This window comes from Paenibacillus sp. J2R1T-4, from assembly GCF_059692235.1.
In genome coordinates, this window is sequence record NZ_JCAUBA010000013.1 from 42,283 (window position 1) to 65,312 (window position 23,030).

The 23,030-nt window shown below is 37.6% G+C and carries 19 protein-coding genes and 1 pseudogene; 19 read left to right on the top strand and 1 reads right to left on the bottom strand.

Annotated elements, in window-relative coordinates:
• Positions 1-54 precede the first annotated feature (54 nt).
• The 13 genes and pseudogenes from AC58QD_RS20830 to AC58QD_RS20890 all read left to right on the top strand — a co-directional run bounded on the left by AC58QD_RS20830 (position 55) and on the right by AC58QD_RS20890 (position 15,211).
• Positions 55-717, top strand: a complete 663-nt coding sequence (locus AC58QD_RS20830) for a DUF3986 family protein (protein ID WP_497336836.1) — start codon at positions 55-57, stop codon at positions 715-717.
• An 81-nt stretch (positions 718-798) separates the two neighbouring features.
• A complete protein-coding gene (locus tag AC58QD_RS20835; protein ID WP_497336838.1) occupies positions 799-1,500 on the top strand; it encodes a CPCC family cysteine-rich protein in 702 nt (233 codons plus the stop codon).
• 622 nt (positions 1,501-2,122) lie between these two features.
• Positions 2,123-2,565: pseudogene (locus AC58QD_RS20840) on the top strand (bifunctional acetaldehyde-CoA/alcohol dehydrogenase); the annotation flags it as partial.
• 135 nt (positions 2,566-2,700) lie between these two features.
• Positions 2,701-4,971 (top strand): formate C-acetyltransferase, encoded by a 2,271-nt coding sequence (gene pflB, locus AC58QD_RS20845; RefSeq protein WP_497336840.1) that lies wholly within the window; start codon positions 2,701-2,703, stop codon positions 4,969-4,971.
• A gap of 36 nt (positions 4,972-5,007) precedes the next feature.
• Positions 5,008-5,745 carry a pyruvate formate-lyase-activating protein gene (pflA, locus tag AC58QD_RS20850; protein ID WP_497336842.1) on the top strand — a complete coding sequence of 246 codons (738 nt, stop codon included), beginning with the start codon at positions 5,008-5,010 and terminating at the stop codon, positions 5,743-5,745.
• Positions 5,746-5,941: 196 nt separating this feature from the next.
• Positions 5,942-6,262, top strand: a complete 321-nt coding sequence (locus tag AC58QD_RS20855; RefSeq protein ID WP_497336844.1) for a recombinase family protein — start codon at positions 5,942-5,944, stop codon at positions 6,260-6,262.
• On the top strand, positions 6,186-6,374 hold the full coding sequence (locus AC58QD_RS20860) for a recombinase zinc ribbon domain-containing protein (protein ID WP_497336846.1): 189 nt from the start codon (positions 6,186-6,188) through the stop codon (positions 6,372-6,374). The genes AC58QD_RS20855 and AC58QD_RS20860 overlap by 77 nt, the downstream gene beginning before the upstream one ends.
• Before the next feature lie 166 nt (positions 6,375-6,540).
• Entirely contained in the window at positions 6,541-7,770 is a 1,230-nt protein-coding gene (locus tag AC58QD_RS20865) for a chloride channel protein (protein WP_497336848.1), read from the top strand.
• A 341-nt stretch (positions 7,771-8,111) separates the two neighbouring features.
• On the top strand, positions 8,112-8,537 hold the full coding sequence (locus AC58QD_RS20870) for a DUF6508 domain-containing protein (protein WP_497336850.1): 426 nt from the start codon (positions 8,112-8,114) through the stop codon (positions 8,535-8,537).
• Complete coding sequence (locus tag AC58QD_RS20875; protein WP_497336852.1) at positions 8,534-9,544, top strand: hypothetical protein; 1,011 nt, start codon at positions 8,534-8,536, stop codon at positions 9,542-9,544. The genes AC58QD_RS20870 and AC58QD_RS20875 overlap by 4 nt, the downstream gene beginning before the upstream one ends.
• 304 nt (positions 9,545-9,848) lie before the next feature.
• Positions 9,849-12,203, top strand: a complete 2,355-nt coding sequence (gene hsdR / locus AC58QD_RS20880) for an EcoAI/FtnUII family type I restriction enzme subunit R (RefSeq protein WP_497336854.1) — start codon at positions 9,849-9,851, stop codon at positions 12,201-12,203.
• 34 nt (positions 12,204-12,237) lie between these two features.
• A complete protein-coding gene (locus AC58QD_RS20885) occupies positions 12,238-13,707 on the top strand; it encodes a class I SAM-dependent DNA methyltransferase (protein WP_497336856.1) in 1,470 nt (489 codons plus the stop codon).
• A 1-nt stretch (position 13,708) separates the two neighbouring features.
• The gene (locus AC58QD_RS20890; protein ID WP_497336858.1) at positions 13,709-15,211 is read left to right on the top strand and encodes a restriction endonuclease subunit S; all 1,503 of its coding nucleotides are present in this window, start codon (positions 13,709-13,711) and stop codon (positions 15,209-15,211) included.
• 438 nt (positions 15,212-15,649) lie between these two features.
• On the opposite strand, the gene AC58QD_RS20895 is transcribed toward AC58QD_RS20890, so the two are convergent.
• Entirely contained in the window at positions 15,650-16,024 is a 375-nt protein-coding gene (locus AC58QD_RS20895; RefSeq protein WP_497337056.1) for a VOC family protein, read from the bottom strand.
• A 456-nt stretch (positions 16,025-16,480) separates the two neighbouring features.
• Between AC58QD_RS20895 and AC58QD_RS20900 the strand changes: the two genes are divergently transcribed.
• The 6 genes from AC58QD_RS20900 to AC58QD_RS20925 all read left to right on the top strand — a co-directional run bounded on the left by AC58QD_RS20900 (position 16,481) and on the right by AC58QD_RS20925 (position 22,674).
• Entirely contained in the window at positions 16,481-17,683 is a 1,203-nt protein-coding gene (locus AC58QD_RS20900; protein WP_497336860.1) for a helix-hairpin-helix domain-containing protein, read from the top strand.
• A 178-nt stretch (positions 17,684-17,861) separates the two neighbouring features.
• Entirely contained in the window at positions 17,862-18,053 is a 192-nt protein-coding gene (locus AC58QD_RS20905) for a hypothetical protein (RefSeq protein ID WP_497336862.1), read from the top strand.
• 477 nt (positions 18,054-18,530) lie between these two features.
• Positions 18,531-19,046, top strand: a complete 516-nt coding sequence (locus AC58QD_RS20910; RefSeq protein WP_497336864.1) for a hypothetical protein — start codon at positions 18,531-18,533, stop codon at positions 19,044-19,046.
• A 32-nt stretch (positions 19,047-19,078) separates the two neighbouring features.
• Positions 19,079-19,369 (top strand): hypothetical protein, encoded by a 291-nt coding sequence (locus AC58QD_RS20915; protein ID WP_497336866.1) that lies wholly within the window; start codon positions 19,079-19,081, stop codon positions 19,367-19,369.
• Between the two features lie 1,085 nt (positions 19,370-20,454).
• On the top strand, positions 20,455-21,153 hold the full coding sequence (locus AC58QD_RS20920; protein WP_497336868.1) for a hypothetical protein: 699 nt from the start codon (positions 20,455-20,457) through the stop codon (positions 21,151-21,153).
• A gap of 138 nt (positions 21,154-21,291) precedes the next feature.
• Positions 21,292-22,674, top strand: a complete 1,383-nt coding sequence (locus tag AC58QD_RS20925; protein ID WP_497336870.1) for a P-loop ATPase, Sll1717 family — start codon at positions 21,292-21,294, stop codon at positions 22,672-22,674.
• The last annotated feature ends 356 nt before the right edge of the window (positions 22,675-23,030 follow it).

The window sequence follows — 23,030 nt, forward strand, 5'->3', positions numbered from 1 at the left end:
TTTTCATTTTTGAGTGGAATTTTTATATAGAGTAAAAAAATCGGAGGGGGCTTTATGGAGAACGAATTACAAGTACTAATGAATAACTATAACTGCGTAGATAACACCTTTATACATAAATTGAGCGAAGAATCTTTTTTTGATTTTCCATTATTTTGGGATTACTACAATGGTGTGAGGGTAGTAATCAAAGAAACTCTTGATAAACCTTTAGATAGAGAAATCTCTAGAGCAATTAGCTACACGCATGCAAAAATCTTAGAACATATCATATGGGAGTATTCTGATAATAATTTAGGGCAAATTAAAAATTTTCCATTCGACAAACTAAATTTAATAATTGAGCGTCTTAGTTTCTTGGTAGATGGATATTTTCAAGGGTATCTAATTGATGTAAGCAACTTTGATGAAGAACTACAAAATCCACTCTTCAAAGAAAAAGTTGAATTAGAGCCGTCCATAATTCACTTAGGCTTTTTTAAGGAGGGGCTTGATATCCATGCTGTGGGATTCAAAAATAAAGATAGAACTTATGATATATTCTTAAATGAAGAGGATGACAAATTTCTTGTCGATTCAAAGTTAAGCCGTAGAGAAGTACAGGGCGCGTTTATTTTTTCTGTATCTGATTCAAGTTCGGCTTTTCGAGTATTTCATGAATGGGTTATGAAGAGGTACTCTCCGTATAGTTCAAATAATTTATTTGAAGGACAATAATATGGTAATTCCACTTTCGATTCCACATTTAATCTAAAAGAATGCGATGTTTGGATAGGTGAATAAAAAGGAGCATTTAATATGAACCGATTTAATTGTCCCTGTTGTGGTTATCCTACACTAGAAGAAAGACGAGGTTGGGAAATTTGTTGTTTATGTAATTGGGAGGATGATGGGCAAGATGACCCCCATGCAGACGAAGTTTGGGGCGGTCCAAATGCTGATTATTCCTTAACGGAGGCTAGGGAAAATTTTAAAAAAAATTACATAATGTACAGAGATAGTAGAAACATCTTAAGGCAATCAGAGAAAGAAATATTGACTAAGAAAGCCTTAATAAATGAGTTTGAGAAACTGAATGCTGTTACTGATGAATCAGTTAAACACAAATGGAATGAAGTTGCTTCTCTTGAGAAGGTATTGGATGATATTGTTCACGAGAGTACAGAACTCTACAGCAACAACATAGAGAAAAATCAAGAAATAATAAACCAAATTAATTCCGATAAACCCGATACAATAGTAAAAGGCTTACTTTCACTAGCATTAAATGCGGACGATGGAGATTTTGTACAAGACCTGATGGTCCGATATAGTCAGCATAAAAACGAAAATATTAGAGGAATAGCAATTCTTTGTTTTGGTCATATTGCGAGGATACATGGAACGGTTAATAAGGAACTGATTATTCCACTTATTAATGATGCATTGAATGATGAGAGTAAATTTGTTAGAGGACATGCTCATTCAGCTTTAGATGACATAAAAATGTTTTGTAAGTAATCACGCTTCAGGGATTATCTCTGAGGCGTTTTTTTATTGAGGGGGTGGGTGACGATTAAGCCCAATTTCGCATCTTCAGTCAGTATAACCATTATCGACCCTGTATTAGTTTTTTGTTAAAGTCTTGTGCGTACAATAATGCTTTAAAATTATAACCTATTCCTGTTAAGAGACGGACTAGGGAGAACTGTAAAATGGTTAGTTACCATCATTAAACGGTGTAGCCTTACTTCCGATATGCTTCATAGATTGGTTGAAAGAATCAAAGTTACAGCAGATGGGATACCGCAAATCAGTTACAGATTTGCTCCTCTCACTGTTCCTGCTAACAGATATACATCGAAGATAAACATAACCATGCTTATACGTGGCGTACTCCGTCTTTTTTCTTCAACTCGTCTTTTAGCCTTCTCTGCTTTCCCCACTGTGGCAGTACTTCGTTCTAAATCTCCATTTGAACAAATTTTGAACGAATATGGACTATTTCTTCTCATAAATATATTTTTTGCAGATAAATACAGTTCATTGTGATAAATGTCACGGTTGGCAAATAGTGATTTCGATATCATTAAGCCATCAAGGATGCAAGATGCCTAAGAAGATCTCCAAGGAGGAGAAGTCGATGGCTGTTAAAGTAGTCAAATTAGACTGCGAAAGTTCCGCACAAGAACAGTGAACCGACTAGTCTCGCAAGCAAGAGCTGCACAGGAAGCGTTCCTATCTATGAATCAGGAGCAGATCGACCGGGTTGTCCAATCCATGGCGCTTGCCGGACTGGATAAACATATGTTGCTTGCGAAGATGTCTGTTGACGAAACTGGCCGTGGAGTTTATGAAGACAAAATAACGAAAAACAGCTCTGCGACGGAATATATTTACCATAGCATCAAGTACAACAAAACAGTTGGTGTAATTGAGGAGAACGCATTCGGAAATTACCGCCTTGTAGCTGAGCTTGTCGGAATAATTGCTGAGGTAACGCCTGCTACAAACCCAACTTCAACTACGATGTATAAAGCCCTTATTGCAACGAAAACGCGCAATCCGATCATCTTTGCCTTTCATCGGCTGAAGATGAGAGAATCCACCTTTAACGAGCATGGAATCGATTGTCATTTCACCCGAACTATTCATGACAAGAACGATTATTATCGCTTATCTCAGTATCAATCTTGATGTACAAAATGGAGGTGCTAAGTCATGGCTAAGACAGAACAGGAAATCATGAAGCAGACTGGAACACAAGTGGCATGGCGAGGTTTTGCAGCAGGAAACTGGCAGGGAAAGGTCGACGTCCAATCTTTTATTGAAAGAAACATTACTTCATATGAAGGTGACGAAAGCTTCTTAGCAAGCCCAACGGAAAATACTGTAGCGCTGTGGGCACAGGTTAGTGAACTGCTCAAGGAGGAGCGGGATAGAGGCGGCGTATTCGATATTGATGTCAATACAGTATCCAGCATTACGTCGCATGAACCCGGATATATTGATCAGGCTAAAGAAAAGATAGTTGGATTGCAAACCGATGCTCCATTGAAACGTGCCGTTCAGCCATTTGGCGGAGTAAGAATGGCAGCTGATGCTTGTGAAGCTTACGGTTATAAGCTATCGCCAGAGATTGAGCGCATATTTACCAAACTGCGGAAAACGCATAACCAAGGTGTTTTCGATGCTTACACGACTGATATGCGCGCTGCGCGTAAAGCCGGTATCATCACAGGTTTGCCAGACGCTTATGGTCGTGGTCGGATTATCGGGGACTATCGCAGAGTTGCACTATATGGTGTTGATCGCCTCGTTAAAGCTAAGAAAGAAGAACTTCTCCAATTAGAAGAAGACGCTATGATAGAGAATGTAATTTTACTTCGCGAAGAGCTCTCCGAGCAAATAAGCAGTTTAGCCGAATTGAAGCAAATGGCTGCTACTTATGGCTACGATATTGCTGTACCTGCTGCCAATGCGCATGAAGCTGTACAATGGCTATACTTTGCCTATCTTGCCGCAGTTAAGGAACAAAACGGAGCAGCGATGAGTCTTGGACGTGTATCCAGCTTCCTAGACATTTTTATCGAACGTGATCTACAAGAAGGCGCAATAACAGAACACGATGCTCAAGAGCTAGTAGACCATTTTGTTATGAAGCTGAGAATTGTGAAATTTCTACGTACGCCAGATTACAATGAGTTGTTCAGCGGAGACCCAACTTGGGTAACTGAAGCTGTCGGCGGCATGGGGCTAAACGGGAAATCACATGTGACGCGCAACTCGTTCCGATTCCTTCATACGCTTTACAATCTCGGACCTGCGCCTGAACCTAACTTGACGATTCTTTGGTCAACAGCGTTGCCAGATAGCTTCAAAAAGTATTGTGCACGCGTCTCGGCCGAAACTAGCTCGATCCAGTACGAAAACGATGATCTTATGCGTCCGCATTTTGGAGACGATTATGGAATTGCATGTTGTGTATCTGCTATGCGTATCGGGAAACAAATGCAATTTTTCGGTGCACGTGCCAATCTTGCTAAGGCACTGCTCTATGCGATGAACGGTGGCGTAGATGAGACACTTGGCGTTCAAATCGGTCCGGCTATTAAACCATTAACGTCGGAAGTGCTCGATTATGAAGAAGTGAAGGCAAACTTCGAGATCGTTCAGGATTGGCTTGCAAAGCTGTATATGAATACACTGAACGTCATTCACTACATGCATGATAAGTACTGCTATGAGCGAATTGAAATGGCACTTCACGACAGAGATATCGTAAGAACGATGGCATGCGGTATAGCAGGATTATCAGTTGTAGCCGATAGCTTAAGCGCCATACGCCACACGAAAGTTCGTCCTATTCGTAATGAAAAGGGAATTGCGATTGACTTCGAAATCGAAGGTGAATACCCGCAATATGGCAACAATGATGACCGTGTTGACCAAATAGCTATTGGGCTGGTAGAAGGATTTATGGCCCGGCTCCGCACGCATAAAACGTACCGTAATGCGATTCCGACATTGTCAGTGCTTACGATTACTTCAAACGTCGTTTACGGAAAGAAAACGGGAAGTACGCCAGACGGCCGCAAAGCTGGTGAGCCTTTTGCTCCAGGTGCCAACCCTATGCACGGACGTGATCGAAAAGGGGCGCTCGCTTCACTGGCTTCGGTCGCAAAAATTCCTTATGAACACAGCTTGGACGGTATTTCGAATACATTCTCGATCATTCCTAAAGCACTCGGCAAAGAAGACAATGTACGCTACAACAATCTTGCTGCAATGCTGGACGGTTATGCGATAAGCGGCGGTCATCATCTCAATGTCAACGTCTTTAATCGAGAGCAGCTTATGGACGCGATGGAGCATCCAGAAAATTATCCTCAGCTTACGATACGTGTATCGGGTTATGCCGTAAATTTCATTAAGTTGACAAGAGAGCAACAAATGGATGTCATTAGCCGCACGTTCCATGGGGAAATCTAATAACTTGAATCTATCATCGAAAGGAGCGTGGCCTGCATGAAAGGTCGCATTCATTCCATGGAAACGTTCGGCACTGTGGACGGCCCCGGTATGCGCTTTGTCCTGTTCATGCAGGGATGCGCACTGCAATGCCGGTTTTGCCATAACCCTGACACATGGGATACCGCAACAGGGCGACAAGTAACTGTCGATGAAATCCTCCAGGAAATAGAGCCCTATTTACCTTACTACAGGGGTTCTGGCGGGGGGATCACAGTTACAGGAGGAGAACCAACCCTTCAAGCTCCATTCGTCGCTCAACTGTTTAAAGCTTGCAAGGAAAGGTTTGGCTTGCATACAGCATTGGATAGTTCAGGATATTGCGATACGACTAACGCTTCCGAACTTATCGATTATACAGATCTTGTATTGCTTGATTTGAAGCAAATCAATAAAGAAAAGCATGAGTGGCTTACTACACAGCCTAACGATCGGATACTAACATTCGCTAAATGGTTGTCAGAGCGTAATAAGCCGGCTTGGATCAGGCATGTGCTTATTCCGGGTATTACAGACCAACCTGAGGATTTGATCGCATTAGGTGAATTTATGGGACAGCTTGCTAATGTTGAGAAATTCCAATTACTGCCATATCATCGTATGGGCGTATATAAATGGCAGCAGCTTGGACGGGTTTATGAGCTAGAAGGAGTACCAACGCCGAGCGATCGGGAAGTCGAACTTGCAGGGCAAATAATCGAGGACGCTCGAAAACTTGCGTCATATCGTTCATAGTTACCGTATTATCTAAGACGCGCAACAATTGCGCGTTTTTTTTTATGTGGCGTGCCCAGAGGCACGCATTATCTTAAAATCATTTAAACCTAGGAAATGGGGATGAAAGATGAAGCGAAGTCAGAGGTATCCAAGACGAAGTTCCTTGCTTTTATCATTTGTGTTAATCTTATCTTGGTACAGGGACGGTTCCAGTGTGGACAGGGACAATAAACTGTTTCATCAGGAGAAGGGATATAAGTTACGTCAGCAGATTGATGAAGGCAAATGGTTTGTCGTAGAGATTGCGCATCCCCCGATTATTTCACGCGAAGAGTTCACCGCTGTACAGGAACGGATGGCGTTCAAGGCTAGAACAGGGTTTGGCGGTCGGGGTAAAAAGTCGTTGTTTGCCCACCTTGCTTACTGTACTCATTGTGGAAAGGGCATGAATTATAAAAATGACCGCGAAGGCTGTCTGCGCTACTTATCAGAAGCGCGGCAGCAAGGGATGCCCTTCTCATTTCATCCGACATGACGAGTTGGAAGAGTCCGTGTTAGCGGATTTGCGTCAATTGTTGGTGAATGCGCTGGATCGGGACTCGTTGGTGGAACTCAAGCGCATTTTTTTGGCGGTTTTATTTTTATAGAAGAGTGCTACACTCAGCGTTCGACACAAACTATCGCTCTGCTGAGACGTATAACACCGGTATTGATAAGAAATAATTAAACTGTAACGAACCCTGCCTGTGGCAACGTCAGAAATTATTAATGCATCAGGATCTGTGCTTATTAGGAAAGTGGGGCAATAAGGGAATGAAGTTTTTAGGAGCAGGTACTTTTATTCTATATAGCATCGTTATAGGAGGGTTCATAGGACTTCTGACATGGAGTTTTCTCGCTGTTCTTTCTTTAACGACTCACTTCTTATGGGATTATTTACCGAATGTGATTGATGTTAGAAATTGGACCATAATCGTGTGTGTAGTTGGAGGCGTTTTGATAGGTTTATGCCAAAAATACATTGGTAATTACCCGCGTTTAACGGATGAGGTATTAGCAGAATTCAAGAAAACCAAAAGAGTTGATTACAAATCAGTGCATAAAAGCGCAATAATAGCAATTATTGTTCTTTCTTTTGGAGCCAGTCTTGGTCCCGAGGCCGCTTTAGTTGGCGTTATAGGTGGCCTTTCAACATGGGCAGGAGATCTTATTAAATCTATAGTTAAGAAAAAATCTGTATTAAATGAGCATGGAGATATCATCATAGAGTATAGTATTGAGACTGCAATTGGCATGGTTTTTAGGGCACCACTATTTGGAGCAAATACATTCGTTGAAGAAAGAAAAGATCCAAAACATATAAAGTGGATAAAGACAATTGTATATTCAATAACTACTGCTGCAGGTTTTGGTGTATTTATACTTTTATCCAAAATAGATAACAGAAATTTTGCTTTAGCCGATTTTGGTTCAGCTACGATAGGCGTTCATGAAATAATAGCCATTATCCCGCTAATCCTTATAGGAATATCGCTTGCTAAACTATATGGTTTTTTTAGGAATTCCTTGCACAATGTGTTCAAACCGCTTGAAAATTATAAAATAATTAGAGCTGTTATTGGTGGATTAGTACTAGGATTAATCGGTACTGTTCTTCCTAGTACTTTATTTTCCGGGGAACATGGGTTAACAGAATTAGCTGCAGAGTGGACTGATATGTCTATTTATTTATTATTGGCAGCAGGTATTGTGAAGTTATTTTTAACAGAATTTTGTTTAGCATCTGGTTGGCGTGGAGGACATATTTTTCCTATTATTTTTGCAGGTGTAAGTATAGGATATGGACTTGCAATGTTGTTTCCAATAGATCCTGTAACATCCGTTGCCATTGTCACGACTTCACTCACAAGTGCAGTACTCCGAAAACCATTAGCAGTGTTTTTACTTCTGATTATGATATTCCAAGTAAAGCTAATAATACCAATGTTAATTGCAGCATATTTACCAATATTTTTATTAAAGATGAAGCAGAGAATAGCTTAAGGCTGCGCATTTGGGGACAAGATCAGAATAAGTGTCGTGAAACGCATCGACACTAGCCCGCACCTCCGTCTGTTCGAGGACGGAGGGCATCGCACCGAATGCGTGCAGCCGGTGGATATGTTCCCGCATACGACACATGTGGAGTGCGTGGTAAGGATATATCGGAAGGATGTTTACGAAGCTTGAGTTGAAAACATTGAAAAATTCGAACGTTGGTTGGATGTAATATCCCCCAGCGTTTTTTTCTTGCGAACATATACTCGGAGACAGACTATTGCGATCTTAATAGCCTATAATAGTGGTAGGGCAATTACCATCGTCAAATAGACTGAGGTGACACTGTGGCGGATCAATTTTGCACGTTAATCAAATATATCGACTACTTTGAAAATGAACCCGTAAGCTATTGTACTTGGCAAACCAATGAGAAATTTGATGGAGATACATATCCAATGGCTTATCCTGTTTATCAGAATGGATTACTAAACTTCATTCGAGATGTATACGACAGCAGCATTATGCTGCAAGATTACATGGAAAGAATAGACGGAGTATTGGATTTGAAGAGTGACCCAATCGAGTCGATTAATGATATCGCTGATATGGATACAGCAAGGGCGGTGCTGACCTATTATGTTCGAGCAGAAAGATTTTGCGAGGGGTCATGGGCGAAGGCCGCTGAGAACAAGGCGTTTCACTGGATATTAATCAAGCTTAGGGAATTATTGCATTACAAAGAACAAGCAGAGGGAGAGTCATCATTATGAAGATACATTATTTCCAGAGGTATCATTCTAAAGAAAACGTATCTACCGGCAATACAATGTTACTGTTTTCCAGGTTATATCATTACTCTTCAAGCAAGTTTCACACATTCCTGAAGAGTTTAATTGGGGAAGAAATTCAAAACTTTGAAAGTGCAATCATTTTCGACATGCAATTCAAAAGTAAACATTCTGTTCCTGATGGACAAATTAATCAAAACAGTTTTAATATCGTCATTGAAACCAAGCTAGGAAAAGACTTCGATATTACACAAGTGAGTAACCACTTGAAGACCTTCAAAAATGAAGACTATCAAATCATGCTCACTCTTAGCCCATTCCCGATGTCGGGTAAGCAGGAAATTGAAATCAAGAACGCAATTGAAATGGAAAATAATGCATTTAGGAAAAATATAAAGCATATACATTCAACTTTTGAACGGATTATTTCCCTTATAAGCGATGTAATTGATTACCGCGATTTTGAGTTCAACGATATTCTAGATGATTATCGAGAGTATTGTTCTCATGAAGGTTTGTTGACTAACAGAGATCGAATGATGAGAGCAGTTACCGTGGGAATGACATTCAATGATAATTTGAAATATAAACTTTACTATGACCCCGCTGCTAGGGGCTATTCGGATCATGGATATTTAGGGTTGTATAAAGACAAGGCGGTTAGAGCTGTTGGGAAAATCATCAATATTATTGAGGCAGATGAAGTGAATGGTCAATTAATAATAAAATCACTGACTTCTCCAGTAACCTCTGAGCAAGAACAAAATATAATAGGTGCGATTTATAGTTCGAAGAGCTATGGTTGGGATGTTAAAAAGGATCATAAGTTTTTCTGCGTTGATGATTTTGCTGAGACAAATTTTGTTAAATCAAGTAAGTATCCATTGCAGGGCACAAAATTCTTTGATATCGATGAGATATTAGGAAGTAAAGTTGAAAAATCATCGATAAATATTGCTGGATTACTAAACGGTAGAACGTGGCAATAACGATTCCTCAGCCCATCACTCATCATGCGGCGGGCTTTTTCTTGCGAACATATGTTTGCTGACAGGTTGGTGTCAATGGTGTCGTGTATAATAATGGAAATTACCTGTCGGATAAAGGAATTTCTAGTTTAATTGTGGAATAAGTCTAAAGGACTATTCAGGCTGCTTTTCGAAGTGATTATTAATGAAATTCTATTTTGGGCTAACAAACAATAAAATGGTTTCAATAGTTGGCTAATATAGCATGTTCGACAAGAACTCGTAATTCTCTATTTAGATAAAATCAGGGAAAGGGACTGAACCAATGGGAAAGAGGGATTTGTCTGAAGAAGATATCAAAGCCAGATATATTACACCAGCAATCACTGATGCAGGTTGGGATATTAAAAAACAAGTGCGATTAGAATACGCTTTTACAGCAGGACGTATTATTCTTCGTGGAAACATAACCGCAAGGGGTAAACAGAAGCGAGCGGATTATGTCCTTTTTTATAAAAGTAATTTCCCTTTAGCGATTGTGGAAGCAAAAGACAATAATCATCCGATAGGTGGCGGATTACAACAAGCCATCGGCTATGCCAAAGTATTGGATGTTTATTATGTTTATGCTTCAAATGGTGATGGTTTTGTTGAGCAAAATTTGATCACTAGTGAAGTAAGAGAATTAAGCCTTGAGGAATTCCCCTCTCCAGAGGACTTATTTAGAAGATATTTAATCGATAAAGGCATTACTCAAACCGAAGAAAAGGCACTGCTTGAGCCTTATTACTATATTCCGAATTACAAAACGCCAAGATATTATCAAAGAGTCGCTATAAATAGAACAGTAGATGCAGTTGCCAAGGGACAAAATCGTGTGCTTTTAGTCAGCGCTACTGGTACCGGTAAAACCTTTATAACCTTTCAAATTATCTACAGGTTATGGAAAGCGGGAATCAAGAAAAAGATCTTATTCTTGGCAGATCGGAATGTGCTGGTTGACCAGACCATTTCCGGAGATTTCAAACCCTTTAGTGGCAAGATGACAAAAGTCACAAACAAAAATCTCGATAGCTCCTATGAAATCTATTTAGCGCTTTATCAACAGCTTACAGGGGACGACGGTAAAGAAGCCTATTTACAGTTCCAGCCGAACTTCTTTGATTTAATCGTTATTGATGAGTGCCACAGAGGAAGTGCCAGAGAAGAGTCAGCATGGAGAAAAGTTCTCGATTACTTTTCAATGGCAACTCATTTCGGGTGTACGGCAACGCCCATTGAAACTAAAGAAGCATCTAGTTTAACCTACTTTGGTGAACCTATTTATGAATACTCCCTTAAGCAAGGCATTGATGATGGCTATTTAGCCCCTTACAAAGTCATCAGAATCGGTTTAGATAAAGACCTTGAAGGCTACCGACCCGAAGCTGGCAAGATGGATAAACATGGTTATGAGATTGAAGATCGGGAATACAATGTCAAAGATTATGATAGAAATCTGGTTATTGATGACAGAACCCGGGTGGTTGCATCTAAAATTACGGAGTTGTTGAAGAAAACAGACCGTTTTAGTAAGACCATCGTATTCTGCGTGGATATTGAACATGCAGAGCGGATGAGGCAGGCGCTCATCAACGCAAACAAGGATTTATATTCAGAAAATAATAAATACATCATGCGGATCACCGGAGATAATGATGAAGGGAAAGCACAACTAGAATATTTCATAGACGAAGAAAGCACATACCCTGTTATTGCAGTTACCAGCAAACTAATGACCACTGGTGTGGATGCTAAAATGTGCAAATTGATTGTGTTGGAAAACAATATTAATAGCATGACTGAATTCAAACAGATTATCGGTAGAGGAACGAGGCTTCTAGAAGAATACGGCAAGACCTACTTCACCATTATGGATTTTCGTAATGCCAGCAGATTATTTGCTGACCCAACATTTGATGGGAAGCCAGAAGTTGTATTAGACATCAATGGAGATGAGCCAGTAACGGAGCCAAACGGAGATAGTCCTGTAGATACAGGGAGTAACACTAATGAAAGTGGCGTTAGGGAAACAAAAGGGGATTACAATACGGATGGTTTTGATGATGACGACAAGCCTAAAAAGTATTACATTGGCGATGTTTGCGTAAAAGTCCTTTCAGAAAGAGTTCAATATATGGATAAGGATGGCAAATTAATCACCGAGAGCCTTATTGATTATACTAAGAAAAATATCTTGCAACAGTATGAAAGACTGGATGATTTTCTTAGAACTTGGACAAAAGCTCAGAAAAAGCAAGCCATCATTGACGAATTAAAAGATGAAGGCGTTTTGCTGGATGCGGTAAGAGAAGAACTGGGCAAAACAGAACTGGATGATTTTGATTTGATCTGTCATTTAGCCTATGACAAACCACCTCTAACCAAGGCTGAAAGAGCAAACAATGTAAAAAAACGTCATTATCTTTACAAGTACTCTGAATTAGCACAGCAGGTATTAGAAACACTGCTTGATAAGTATGCCAATGAAGGCATTAAGGAAATTGAAGAAACCAAAGTTCTTCAACTTAAGGAATTTTCTAAGTTTGGCAGCCCGATGAAAATAGTCAAGGCTTTTGGTGGGAAGGAAGCTTACCAAAAGGCGGTTCAGGAATTAGAGAACGAGATTTATTACGCATAAAACTATAACCAACACATGAGGCGGGTAAAAAAGAATGGCAATAACCAATTTCGTAAAAAGAATTCAAGACGTTATGAGAAATGATGCAGGGGTTAATGGCGATGCTCAAAGGATCGAACAGATCGTCTGGATTCTATTTCTAAAAATATATGATGCAAAAGAAGAAGCATGGGAATTGTATGATGATAATTACAAATCGATTATTCCCGAAGGCTTAAAATGGAGAGATTGGGCTGTAGATGAGAAAGATGGGCAAGCACTTACTGGCGATGCCTTATTATACTTTGTAAACAATACGCTATTCCCAACCCTTAAGAATCTTGAAATTGATGATGAAACGCCTATGAACCAGGTCATTGTGAAATATGCATTTGAAGATGCTAACAACTATCAAAAGGATGGCGTGTTACTGCGGCAAGTTATAAATATCATTGATGAGATTGATTTTACAGAATACGAAGAACGACATGCCTTTGGTACGATTTATGAATCTTTCTTAAAAGACCTGCAAAGTGCAGGAAATGCAGGGGAGTTCTATACACCAAGAGCGGTAACCGATTTTATGGTAGAAGTGATTAAGCCAATATTAGGTGGAAAAATAGGGGACTTTGCTTGTGGTACGGGTGGATTCTTAGTTTCTGCTTTAAATGCTTTAGAGAAGCAGGTTGGAAACTCCCTTGAAAACAGAGAGATTTATAATAACTCTGTTTACGGTGTTGAGAAGAAGGCCCTCCCACACATCCTATGTATCACCAATATGCTTCTGCATGATATTGACAATCCCAATATCATTCATGGTAACACGTTAGAAACGGATTACAAAGAATATAGAAAAATGGAACAGTTCGATGTGGTTCTTATGAATCCTCCATATGGTGGCAACGAAAAAGACAGCGTCAAAGCCAATTTTCCATCAGACCTTAGAAGCTCTGAGACTGCCGACTTGTTCATGAATATCATCATGTTCAGACTGAAGAAAAGCGGTAGGTGTGGAATTATCCTGCCCGATGGATTCCTGTTTGGCACAGATAATGCCAAAGTCAATATTAAGAAGAAATTATTCGGCGAGTTCAATCTCCACACGATTGTGAGGTTGCCTCATAGCGTATTTGCTCCCTATACGTCGATTACAACTAATATTTTGTTCTTTGACAACACGCACCCAACGGAGGAAACATGGTTCTATCGTCTTGATATTCCAGAAGGCTATAAGAACTTTTCCAAGACGAAACCGATGAAGCTGGAGCATTTCAATCCAGCCCTAGCTTGGTGGGATAACCGAGAAGAAATCGAAGTCGATGGATTCCCAAAAGCTAAGAAATATACAGTTAGTGAGATAGCGGCCTTAAACTATAACATTGACCTGTGCGGATTTCCCCATGAGGAAGAAGTGATTTTAGAGCCAATGGATCTTATTCATCAGTATCAAGAAAAGAAAGCTTCTTTAAATGCTGAAATCGACCATGTGCTAGAGCAGATTACTTCTTTGCTTGGAGGTAAATAAGATGAATGCACAGGACTTGAGACACAGTATATTGCAATTAGCCATGCAAGGGAAGCTGGTTGAACAGAGAAAAGAAGAGGGCACTGCAAGAGAACTGCTAGAGCAGATAAAGGCGGAAAAAGAGCAGCTTATAAAGGATAAAAAAATAAAGAAGGAAAAGCCACTGCCAGTAATTAATGAGGATGAGATACCGTTTGATATCCCCCAGAGTTGGGAATGGGTATACATTAATGAAGTTGCATTTGTTACTAAACTTGCTGGTTTTGAGTATACAAAAAATATAGCACCCAATTTATCCATGGAAGGAATACCTCTGTTTAAAGGCAAAAATGTTCAAAATGGTAATTTGGTATTAGAATTTGAATCATTTATTCCAGAACTAGTATCCAATGAATTGCAAAGAAGTCAAATTACAAGGAAATGTTTATTAACTCCATATGTTGGGAGTATAGGAAATATTGCGATTTTTGAAGGTGATTTTAAAGCACATTTAGGCTCGAATGTTGGGAAAATTGAAATATATAATAATCCCAAATTGTATATTATGGAAGAGTACCTTTTGCTCTTTTTACGAAGTAAGGCAGGGTATAAAGAGCTTACTAAATATAAAAAAGCAACAGCGCAAGAAAGTATTTCTATAGATGCAATAAGAAACGTAATATTTCCACTCCCTCCACTCGATGAGCAAAAGCGAATCGTAGCAAAGACTGAAGAGTTAATGCCCTATGTTGAAAAATACGATGAAGCCTATTCTAAATTAGAGATGTTTAATAAGAAGTTTCCAAGGGATATGCAGAAATCCATTTTGCAATATGCTATCCAAGGAAAACTGGTTGAACAACGAGATGAAGAGGGTCCTGCCGAAGAACTGTATCAGCAGATTCAAGCAGAAAAAGCTAAACTGATTTATGAAGGCAAGATTAAGAGAGAAAAACCATTGCTAGAAATAACAGAGGATGAGATTCCTTTTGAGATTCCAGACAGTTGGAAGTGGGTTAGATTAGGCAATTTATTTAACGTTTCAACTGGAATGACACCGTCAAAAACAAATCCATTGTTTCATGAAAAAGGTGTTATTCCATGGATAACAAGTTCTCAAACAGGTGAGTTGAGAATAAAAAAAGCAAATAATTTTATAACAAGACTTGCAATTGAAAGCACCAGTTTAAAAATTTATTCTAAACATACATTACTAATAGCAATGTACGGACAAGGGAAAACAAGAGGTCAAATTTCTGAATTGTTAATAGATGCTGCGATTAATCAAGCGTGTGCTGCATTAGAAAATATTTATAGTGATAGTAATCTTAGAGAGTATATACTATATTTCCAAATGTATAATTATGACATGTCACGTACAGGAGCTGAGGGATCAGCACAACCGAACCTGAACTTGGATAAAATCAGAAATATTCTAGTGCCTCTTCCTCCACTTGAAGAACAGAAGCGTATTGTGGCCAAGATAGTAGAATTAATGCCTTATTGCCAGCAGTTAGTAAAGTAGTACAAGCTACAATATGATGACTGTCCCCCTCTGTTTAATAATTTGTAGAATTACGTGAGGGGGATACACTCTTTTAATCCAGCTTATTTGGTAATACCTACACCAGCTATTTATCCACTTGAACCAGCAACAGCCTCTCTCTAAACCCGCCGCTATTCTTTCTTTTCAATTCTCAATTCGTTCAACATAATTTAAAAAATTTAGGTAGGAGTAGGAATCGCGTTCTTCTGAATGTGAATCCATTATTATCTGATGAAGATAAACTTTATTAATTCAAACGCTAAGAAAGCTTAAACTAGGCGAGATCCACTACGTTAGGCTGTTCTCACTGAATACTCAACACATGTTGAGTGCTGTTCACTGTTAGTCAGGAAAGACTAATAGTTGAGATGTATTGGCAGAAATAGTAAAGAGGGGCAGTGTGCCCCTCTTTATTTATTACTGACCTTTTTCCTCTTTCGGCCAACCGCCCCATATTCCCAAGTGATTACCATCCGGGTCGAGAAACTGGAAGCTGTAACCGCCTCCATGTTTATAAACCATATCTTGAACTTCTGCACCCTTCTGAATCATTTCTTCATGAAGTTCCTTAATGTTATCAACTTGAAAAGTAAAAAATGGCTTCCTATCACCTTTTGCTGTGACAAAATCCAATTTCGGTAGTTCATTCGAGCGAATCAAGCCAAGTCCCATACCATTTAAGTTTAACCATGCCTCATCATCGCCTTTGTTATAAGGAATGCAAAAGCCTAGACCGAACATTTCCGTATACCACTTAACTGACTCTTTGACATTTTTAACTGGTAGTTCGATAACTTGAAGATGAAATGATTTTGCCGCCCAGTTTACCCTCCTAAATAATTCTCATACTATATAACGAATTCTAAAAGATAAAATTGAAAATATTTTTTTCGAACAGATACGCATTAAATGACTGTTGGGGTCATGAAATTCAAAGTATATGTACTCCTCTTGCATCCATACTCTCGAAACGTCTAGACCACTATTGCGAAGGTTTCTGTACGAAGTGTATATCTGTTTGATGTTTCCGCTTCGAAATGCCTGAATAAAAAGTTCCAATCTGCATAGAACGCCACCCTCGCGAATAAAGATTTCCGCCCTCAAAAACATTTCCAGACATAAGTGGTTTCCTCGCATTGTTAATAGACTTTTAGTCCTATTACTATTTATCAAATATTTGGAGATTATTGTCATACAATGGAGTTGGATAGTAAAATAGATGTTACTAAACTACTGGAGGACTTAACGATGACCCCGAAAATTACAAAAGATGCAATAGATTTATTGATAGAATCTTTAAAAGAACTTGAAAATGTAAAAGGTAATGTTCAATCAGGTGTACAAAAGTTATTAAGAGCTTCTAAAATTGTGGACTCAAGCGACATTTCTATTTGGTGTGAAATTCAATTAGACAATGATTATTATACATCATACTTGAAACAAATTATCTCTGAAGCCCAAAAAATGGATAAGTCAGGAAAAACCAAGTTTACTCAAGATGACATGAAAATATTTAATGCACTTATGGAAAAAGTAAAAGGGTTAGGAATAATTAGAGAAATTCATATGTCTGATGAGGAAGTTAGTATAAAATCAAGGACTTCAACAGGCGGTTATAAGAATATCGGGTTTATCGAGGAAATATATAATGACCTTATAAGAAACAAGAAAGGAAATGATGGAACTCATTTTATGAACGATCTTCAAAGTCATATTAGTTATGTTCGAAGAGTTGCTCATAAATACGCTTCTGAGTTAATTAATAAACTGAGATACACAGAAAGTACGCAATCAGCATTCGATATTCTAAAAAAAGAGGTGGATAACACATTACTAGATTTAAATGCTGAGTTGGCAGAAAAGCTTATGCTTGCATTTAAAGCTGTTAATACTGATTCACCTGAAGAGTGGTCTCAAGCCTTAACATCATGTCGTAGGCTGATCGAGAATTTAGCTGATGAATTGTATCCTCCGTCAGAAAAACTAATTAATGGTAGACTATTAGGCCAAAATCAATATATAAACAGATTATGGGCCTTTATGGACGAGAATATCGAGAGTGAATCAAATAAGGAACTTGCAAAATCTCATGTAGGTATATTGGGTTCGTACTTACAAAAAATACATAAATTAACAAACAAAGGTGTTCATGCCAAACTTGAAAGATTAGAAGCAGTAAAGACTGTTTTTCATACATACTTAATGATTGCTGACATTCTTCAGTATTTAGATAAAACTCAGGTTATCGGTAAGGGAAAACTAAACATTCACTCTGCTAGTTTAGATGAACTAGAGGCCGTGCTAGAGGTTAATCGATCTATTGCGAAAGAAATTGTTAAATTACGAGTTATACAAGGAATAATAACACCAGAACTTTTAAAGACCGTTACAGGAATAGGAAAAAAAACAATTTCTAGAGCAGAAGAACATTTTTCTTTTGAGCCTGTTTAATTACTTTTGATATCGTAATTCTTGTTGCTATATACTGAATATTGTAAGAATATAGAACTGGATGCTATTATCGCTTTCGGTTCTTAATTTTATAATTCACCTTTGGGGGACATAATTAAATGATCAAAAAGCGGCAGAAACATATATGACTTGAGAATTATTTTGGAGGGTATGTTCGTTGGGTAAGGATTACATAGAAATTAAACGGATAGAAGCTTCAATTGGTGGATATTTTGGTAAAAGCTATACATTTAAAATCGACTTTGTGAGCGGAGAGATTGTTTGGAACGCAAGAGAAGATGGCCTTTTTGAACTTGGTTTAATTCTACAAATGGACACTGAGGATATTAAAATTTTAGAGAAGCATTGAGTAAATGTCGTATTTTGAGTTGGAAGAATGAATATATTGACCCCAATACCCTTGATGGAACACATTGGAGTTTGGATGTCGAATTTGATGATTTATGTATCGAAAAGTTAGGTAGTAATGCTTATCCAAGAGAGTGGAAGAGGATCTGCAAATTAATTCAAAAGTTGACAGGTAAGCCATTTGAGTAATTTCAAGATTCACAATTTTATGGAGGATCGTAATGATAAGAAAACCATGCAAACTTAATACCGATTTCCAACGGTCAATAATATTTCGAAGAAATATTGAAGTTTGGATTAGTGGGATACCGGTGGCAAAGTTGAGTCGTTTTCATGAATTAATCAATATCTCTAAGAAACTTAATATTCCGATTTATAGATGTTTTATGATGAGTATTCCTTAAATTATGAACTGTCAGTGAAAAAAATATAGAAGAAGAAACAATTCATTCCTTATTTGAAATGAGTGAAAATGAAAATGACTTCAGAAAAAGTTTTTTTATCATTCCTGCATCATTATAAAACAGCAATTAAAAAAGTTGATAAGAGATATTGGGATGTTATTAGGTATGATGCACCAAACGACCCTAAACTTAAAGAACGAATATACTGTTATGAACTTTATCACCAGCTAAGAAACAGACTGACATCTGATTCTAATTTTAATGATTATGTTTTGCACGGGGAAATGGATAAAGGAGATCATAAACTTCTCTCTGGAATTCCTGACTTCATTCTACATAAGGCTGGACATATGAATAATAATCTTGTAGTTATTGAAGTAAAACACAGTAAAAATACCGATAAGGATATAAGAAAAGATATTACTAAACTTAAACAATATATGGATTCCAAAGGGGAATATGTCTATAGTATATGTCATATTTTTGGTAGGCTAGATGTGGAAAAGGTTAGAGATTTTTCAAAGGAAACTGGTATGAATCAAATATTTCTATATCATGATGTAGAGAGTAACTCGGTATTTTATGAATGATAATAAATCGAGTCTTTATGGGAGGTAATCTTTTGACTTTAGATACTGGAGTAATAATCAGTTTAGTCGCTCTTGCATTTGGTGCGTCAATAATCACGACTTTCTTTTCCAACCTCTTCAACTTGCGTTCCAATAGTAAAAATCAGGCACTTAAATATATTACTGAAGAAAGAGCAAAGTGGAGGGGATTTATTAAAGAAAATGCAGCAATCATCTATTCTAACAACTACGTCGATAATAATAAGACGAAAGTAATATCTGAATTTATTTTAAGTCTTAATCCATCGAACTATGAGAACGAGTTGGATAACAAAATATGTTAGCTTTTAAAAGAAATAGAGAAGGAAGAATTTCCATCACAAGATAAGTTATCAGATTTCCGATATTGTGTGGGTGTTCTCTTGAAACATGATTGGGAAAGGTCAAAGAAGGAAGCCAAAAGTAGCGGCGAGAATAAAAATGAATTAATTATGAACGAATTTCGTAACTGGTTGTATTATAAAAATATAGAAAAGGATAAGTAATTTGATGATAAAATGAATCTAGTATCACATAAAGATAATCGTTGATAAAACAAAGATTTAAGCCGACATATATTCAACTAGAGTCAAAAGCTTTAGTGGGTATTAAATGTACAATTAAAGTATTGAAATATCAGATTATGGAGAAGGTTTCGATGAATTATATTTAGATAAATTATAGATGGACGCTTTTTAATAGAAGAAATTCAAACAATCAATTAACTAATAAAGAAATACTCTCCGATCTGAATATTTATTTTTAATACGGTGGTTAAATTAAGTTATATCCTTATTACCGTCTCCACACAGGTGGAGCGCGTTTCGCAGATGGTTTTAAAAAATGATTGAATGGGCTAAAGAACTTCAACCTGTGCGAATTTGTAAAATAATTTGAATGCTTTGCCTTCGCTCACTTCAACCCGATCGACAAAGTGGCAAGCATTTCAGTAGTCATGTAATGAAGGTCGCTTTTTAAATGCTACTTTGTGATTCTGCAAGGTCCGAACTCCCCAAAGCTTTCGGACTTTTTTTATTTGACTAATTTTCACTGTAACAACCGTTATGTTCAGTTAAGAATTGGTACTTTGGTTCAATACGAAGAACTGTTTCCGTGAAACGGTGCAAATGTGTGTTTGCCTATCATAAAATATTAGTTGATGTTGCTTGGTTATTATTCGTTCACTTTACACGTAAAATTCAGTTGGTGTTATATTGGTGCTAAAAAGCAAGGCCTCATAACCAATATTATTTATGTAACTGTCCCAGTCTTGCACTTTGGACTACAAATTGTTTTATTGGAGGTATTTGTCATTTGGATGTAGAATACATCTATGTAGTAATAACCAATATATTCTAAGTGAAAAAGTGTATTCTAGGGGTTGGGGAATTTGCTAATAACCGTTACATCTGCTGTTTATGGAAACATTGACTCAGGAAAGAGTGGCTCTATAACATCAATTTGGATTATTGCACTTCCAGCACTCATAGCCCTATTTGGAGTGTTGATTGGAAACTTAGTATCACATCTTTTAGGAGTTCGCGCTGTCGAATTGAATAAGCGACGGGAAAGAAGAAGTGCTGTATATTTAGAAATTCGTGGTCTCATGATCACTCTTTCACAAATACAATATACATGTTATGAAGTAGGCGTGAATGCAAGAGTGCATGAAGCATTATGGAGATTTTATCCAAATGAAACATTTCAACGCGATCAAGCAATTTATTATTCTAGGAAACATGATGAACTATCTCTTGCTGTCTCAAAAGAAACTAAGAATTATTTTGAAAAATTAAGTGAGATTAGAATCTTGTTTATTGATAATAAGAAAATCCAAGACTTTTTGGACGACATTGAAAGATCACCTCTCTATGTCTCAGATACCACGGACTTTTCAACAAGTAGTATCCAGGCATTATCTGCTAAGAAAATGCAGCTCCTGGAAGTATACAAAAACCGTGTGAATGAACAATTTAGGGAGAGATTAGCTAAGTTAAGTGAACTAATCCGAGAAGATTTACTTAAAACCCGAGGGACGTGGCAACGAGCAATAGAACATGTTATTCAAATTTTGAGAGAATTAATGTGATTTATCGCGTTTTCAAGATTAATGAAATTGAAATTGGTAGACCTTTGATTTCAACCTCGATTTACCTCTAAGCAAATTTACGCAAAAAGAGAATCACATACCTACGTTTGATAAAAACTTATTATCAGGAGAGACAATATGATTACAGAAAAGAATGATTTATTGTTTGGTACAGACTCTGCTGAAGATGATGAAAATCTTCAAAGTTATTTTGTGCAAACAGGCATGTTTCGCGATGTTAAAAATGAAGAAAAGCTTATAATCGTAGGTAGAAAGGGAAGCGGAAAAAGTGCAATTTTCCATTCTTTATTTGATGAATACGGAAAGTACTACATAAAGATTAGACCTAATAAACATTCATTGGATATATTCAGGCAATTTTCAAAGACATATCAAGAATCATTTATTAATGGTAGACTTGGCTTTTCTTCCGCATGGAAATATTCAATTTTACTAGAAATGAGTAAACAGTTAAATAATTCAATTAGTAATGACAGGAAGGTAGAAACCCCCATTGTTCAAGAGTCTATAAATATTTTAGAAAATTGGGTAAAGGATAATATCAACCTTTCTTCTCTTGAAAGTTTCATTTCTACCCCAATAGAGAATTTAAATCAACATAATATACCGGAAGGATTATCAGACAATATTAATTTTGAATTAATTAATCGAACGCTAAAATCAAACAAAATTCATATTCTTATCGATGACCTGGATAATGTCTGGGAATCTAGCAGTTTCTGTGCCAATTATATTTTTGGTCTCATTTCTTTTGCTAGAGAGCTAATCCAACAAAAAAACATATTTGTTACAATATTTATTCGGGAAGACATATTTAGATCTATAGAAACGAGTTTCCATGAAATAGATAACATTAGGCAATTAATAGAACCTATTAGTTGGAATCCTAATCTCCTAAGACATATGATTGCAAGGCGAATCCAACGTTATTTTGAACTTGATGCTAGTTACCCAAAAGATTATTGGTACCATGTTTTCCCGGAAACTATTACAAACTACAATTCATTTAATTATATGGTTGAGCGCACTCAATTAAGACCACGAGAAATGGTACAATTCTGTGCCAAATCTTGGGGGATAGCCCAAACATACAAAAAGAAAAAAGTCGAACAAAGAGATGTCACACAAGCGGAAGAAATATATTCTGAGTGGAAAATTAAGGATCTATGCAGCGAATATAGTTCAAGATATTCACAACTGGAAAATCTATTTAACTCTTTTTCAGGTACAGATGTTTTTCTGGATAAAGAAGTAGTAGAGGGACTAATTAAGGATGTTTTGGAAGAAAAAATGATTTCAAGAGCGTTCGATGATGATAAGAGACCCATTACAGTAATGGAGATACTTAACTTCCTTTATGAGTGTGGTTTATTAAGGGCAAGGATTAGGGAAATGGATCGCTGGAAATTCAGGGCATCAAGTTCTCACCCAAGATTAAATTTAAGACTGGTGCAACGATTCGAAGTGCACCCTGCTTACCGAAAAGCTTTATTTGGTTAATTTTACTATTCTATTTGAAAATCATATTTCAAGATTTGGAACGAGAATATATGAAGAAGCTCAGTTATAAGAAGTTTGGTGGAAGAATTTGATCTTAAAAATTATATTAATCGGGCCAGTAGGGGTACGCGCGATCAGGTGGCGGCAGTGGACGGCATACGCGAAGGCAAGCATGTCGTGTTGGGTTTTTATGACTCGCATGGGAACAAAATCCGATAACATGGTCACTCCATAAAGGCTGGATAAGGCCGCCGGCGTCCGCCATACCATTCTGAAGACACCTTAACGGGTGTCTTTTTGCGTGCGTTTACTGTGCATATTTCCTATGGAATTCTAATATCTAGGAAAGGCGCTCT

Excerpts from the sequence above, each read along its gene's own strand:
- AC58QD_RS20900 (WP_497336860.1), top strand. The coding sequence starts at position 16,481 with ATGACCCCGAAAATTACAAAAGATGCAATAGATTTATTGATAGAATCT.
- pflB (WP_497336840.1), top strand. The coding sequence starts at position 2,701 with ATGGCTAAGACAGAACAGGAAATCATGAAGCAGACTGGAACACAAGTG.
- AC58QD_RS20875 (WP_497336852.1), top strand. The coding sequence starts at position 8,534 with ATGAAGATACATTATTTCCAGAGGTATCATTCTAAAGAAAACGTATCT.
- AC58QD_RS20910 (WP_497336864.1), top strand. The coding sequence starts at position 18,531 with ATGACTTCAGAAAAAGTTTTTTTATCATTCCTGCATCATTATAAAACA.
- AC58QD_RS20925 (WP_497336870.1), top strand. The coding sequence starts at position 21,292 with ATGATTACAGAAAAGAATGATTTATTGTTTGGTACAGACTCTGCTGAA.
- AC58QD_RS20835 (WP_497336838.1), top strand. The coding sequence starts at position 799 with ATGAACCGATTTAATTGTCCCTGTTGTGGTTATCCTACACTAGAAGAA.
- AC58QD_RS20860 (WP_497336846.1), top strand. The coding sequence starts at position 6,186 with ATGACCGCGAAGGCTGTCTGCGCTACTTATCAGAAGCGCGGCAGCAAG.
- AC58QD_RS20865 (WP_497336848.1), top strand. The coding sequence starts at position 6,541 with ATGAAGTTTTTAGGAGCAGGTACTTTTATTCTATATAGCATCGTTATA.
- pflA (WP_497336842.1), top strand. The coding sequence starts at position 5,008 with ATGAAAGGTCGCATTCATTCCATGGAAACGTTCGGCACTGTGGACGGC.
- hsdR (WP_497336854.1), top strand. The coding sequence starts at position 9,849 with ATGGGAAAGAGGGATTTGTCTGAAGAAGATATCAAAGCCAGATATATT.
- AC58QD_RS20885 (WP_497336856.1), top strand. The coding sequence starts at position 12,238 with ATGGCAATAACCAATTTCGTAAAAAGAATTCAAGACGTTATGAGAAAT.
- AC58QD_RS20830 (WP_497336836.1), top strand. The coding sequence starts at position 55 with ATGGAGAACGAATTACAAGTACTAATGAATAACTATAACTGCGTAGAT.
- AC58QD_RS20890 (WP_497336858.1), top strand. The coding sequence starts at position 13,709 with ATGAATGCACAGGACTTGAGACACAGTATATTGCAATTAGCCATGCAA.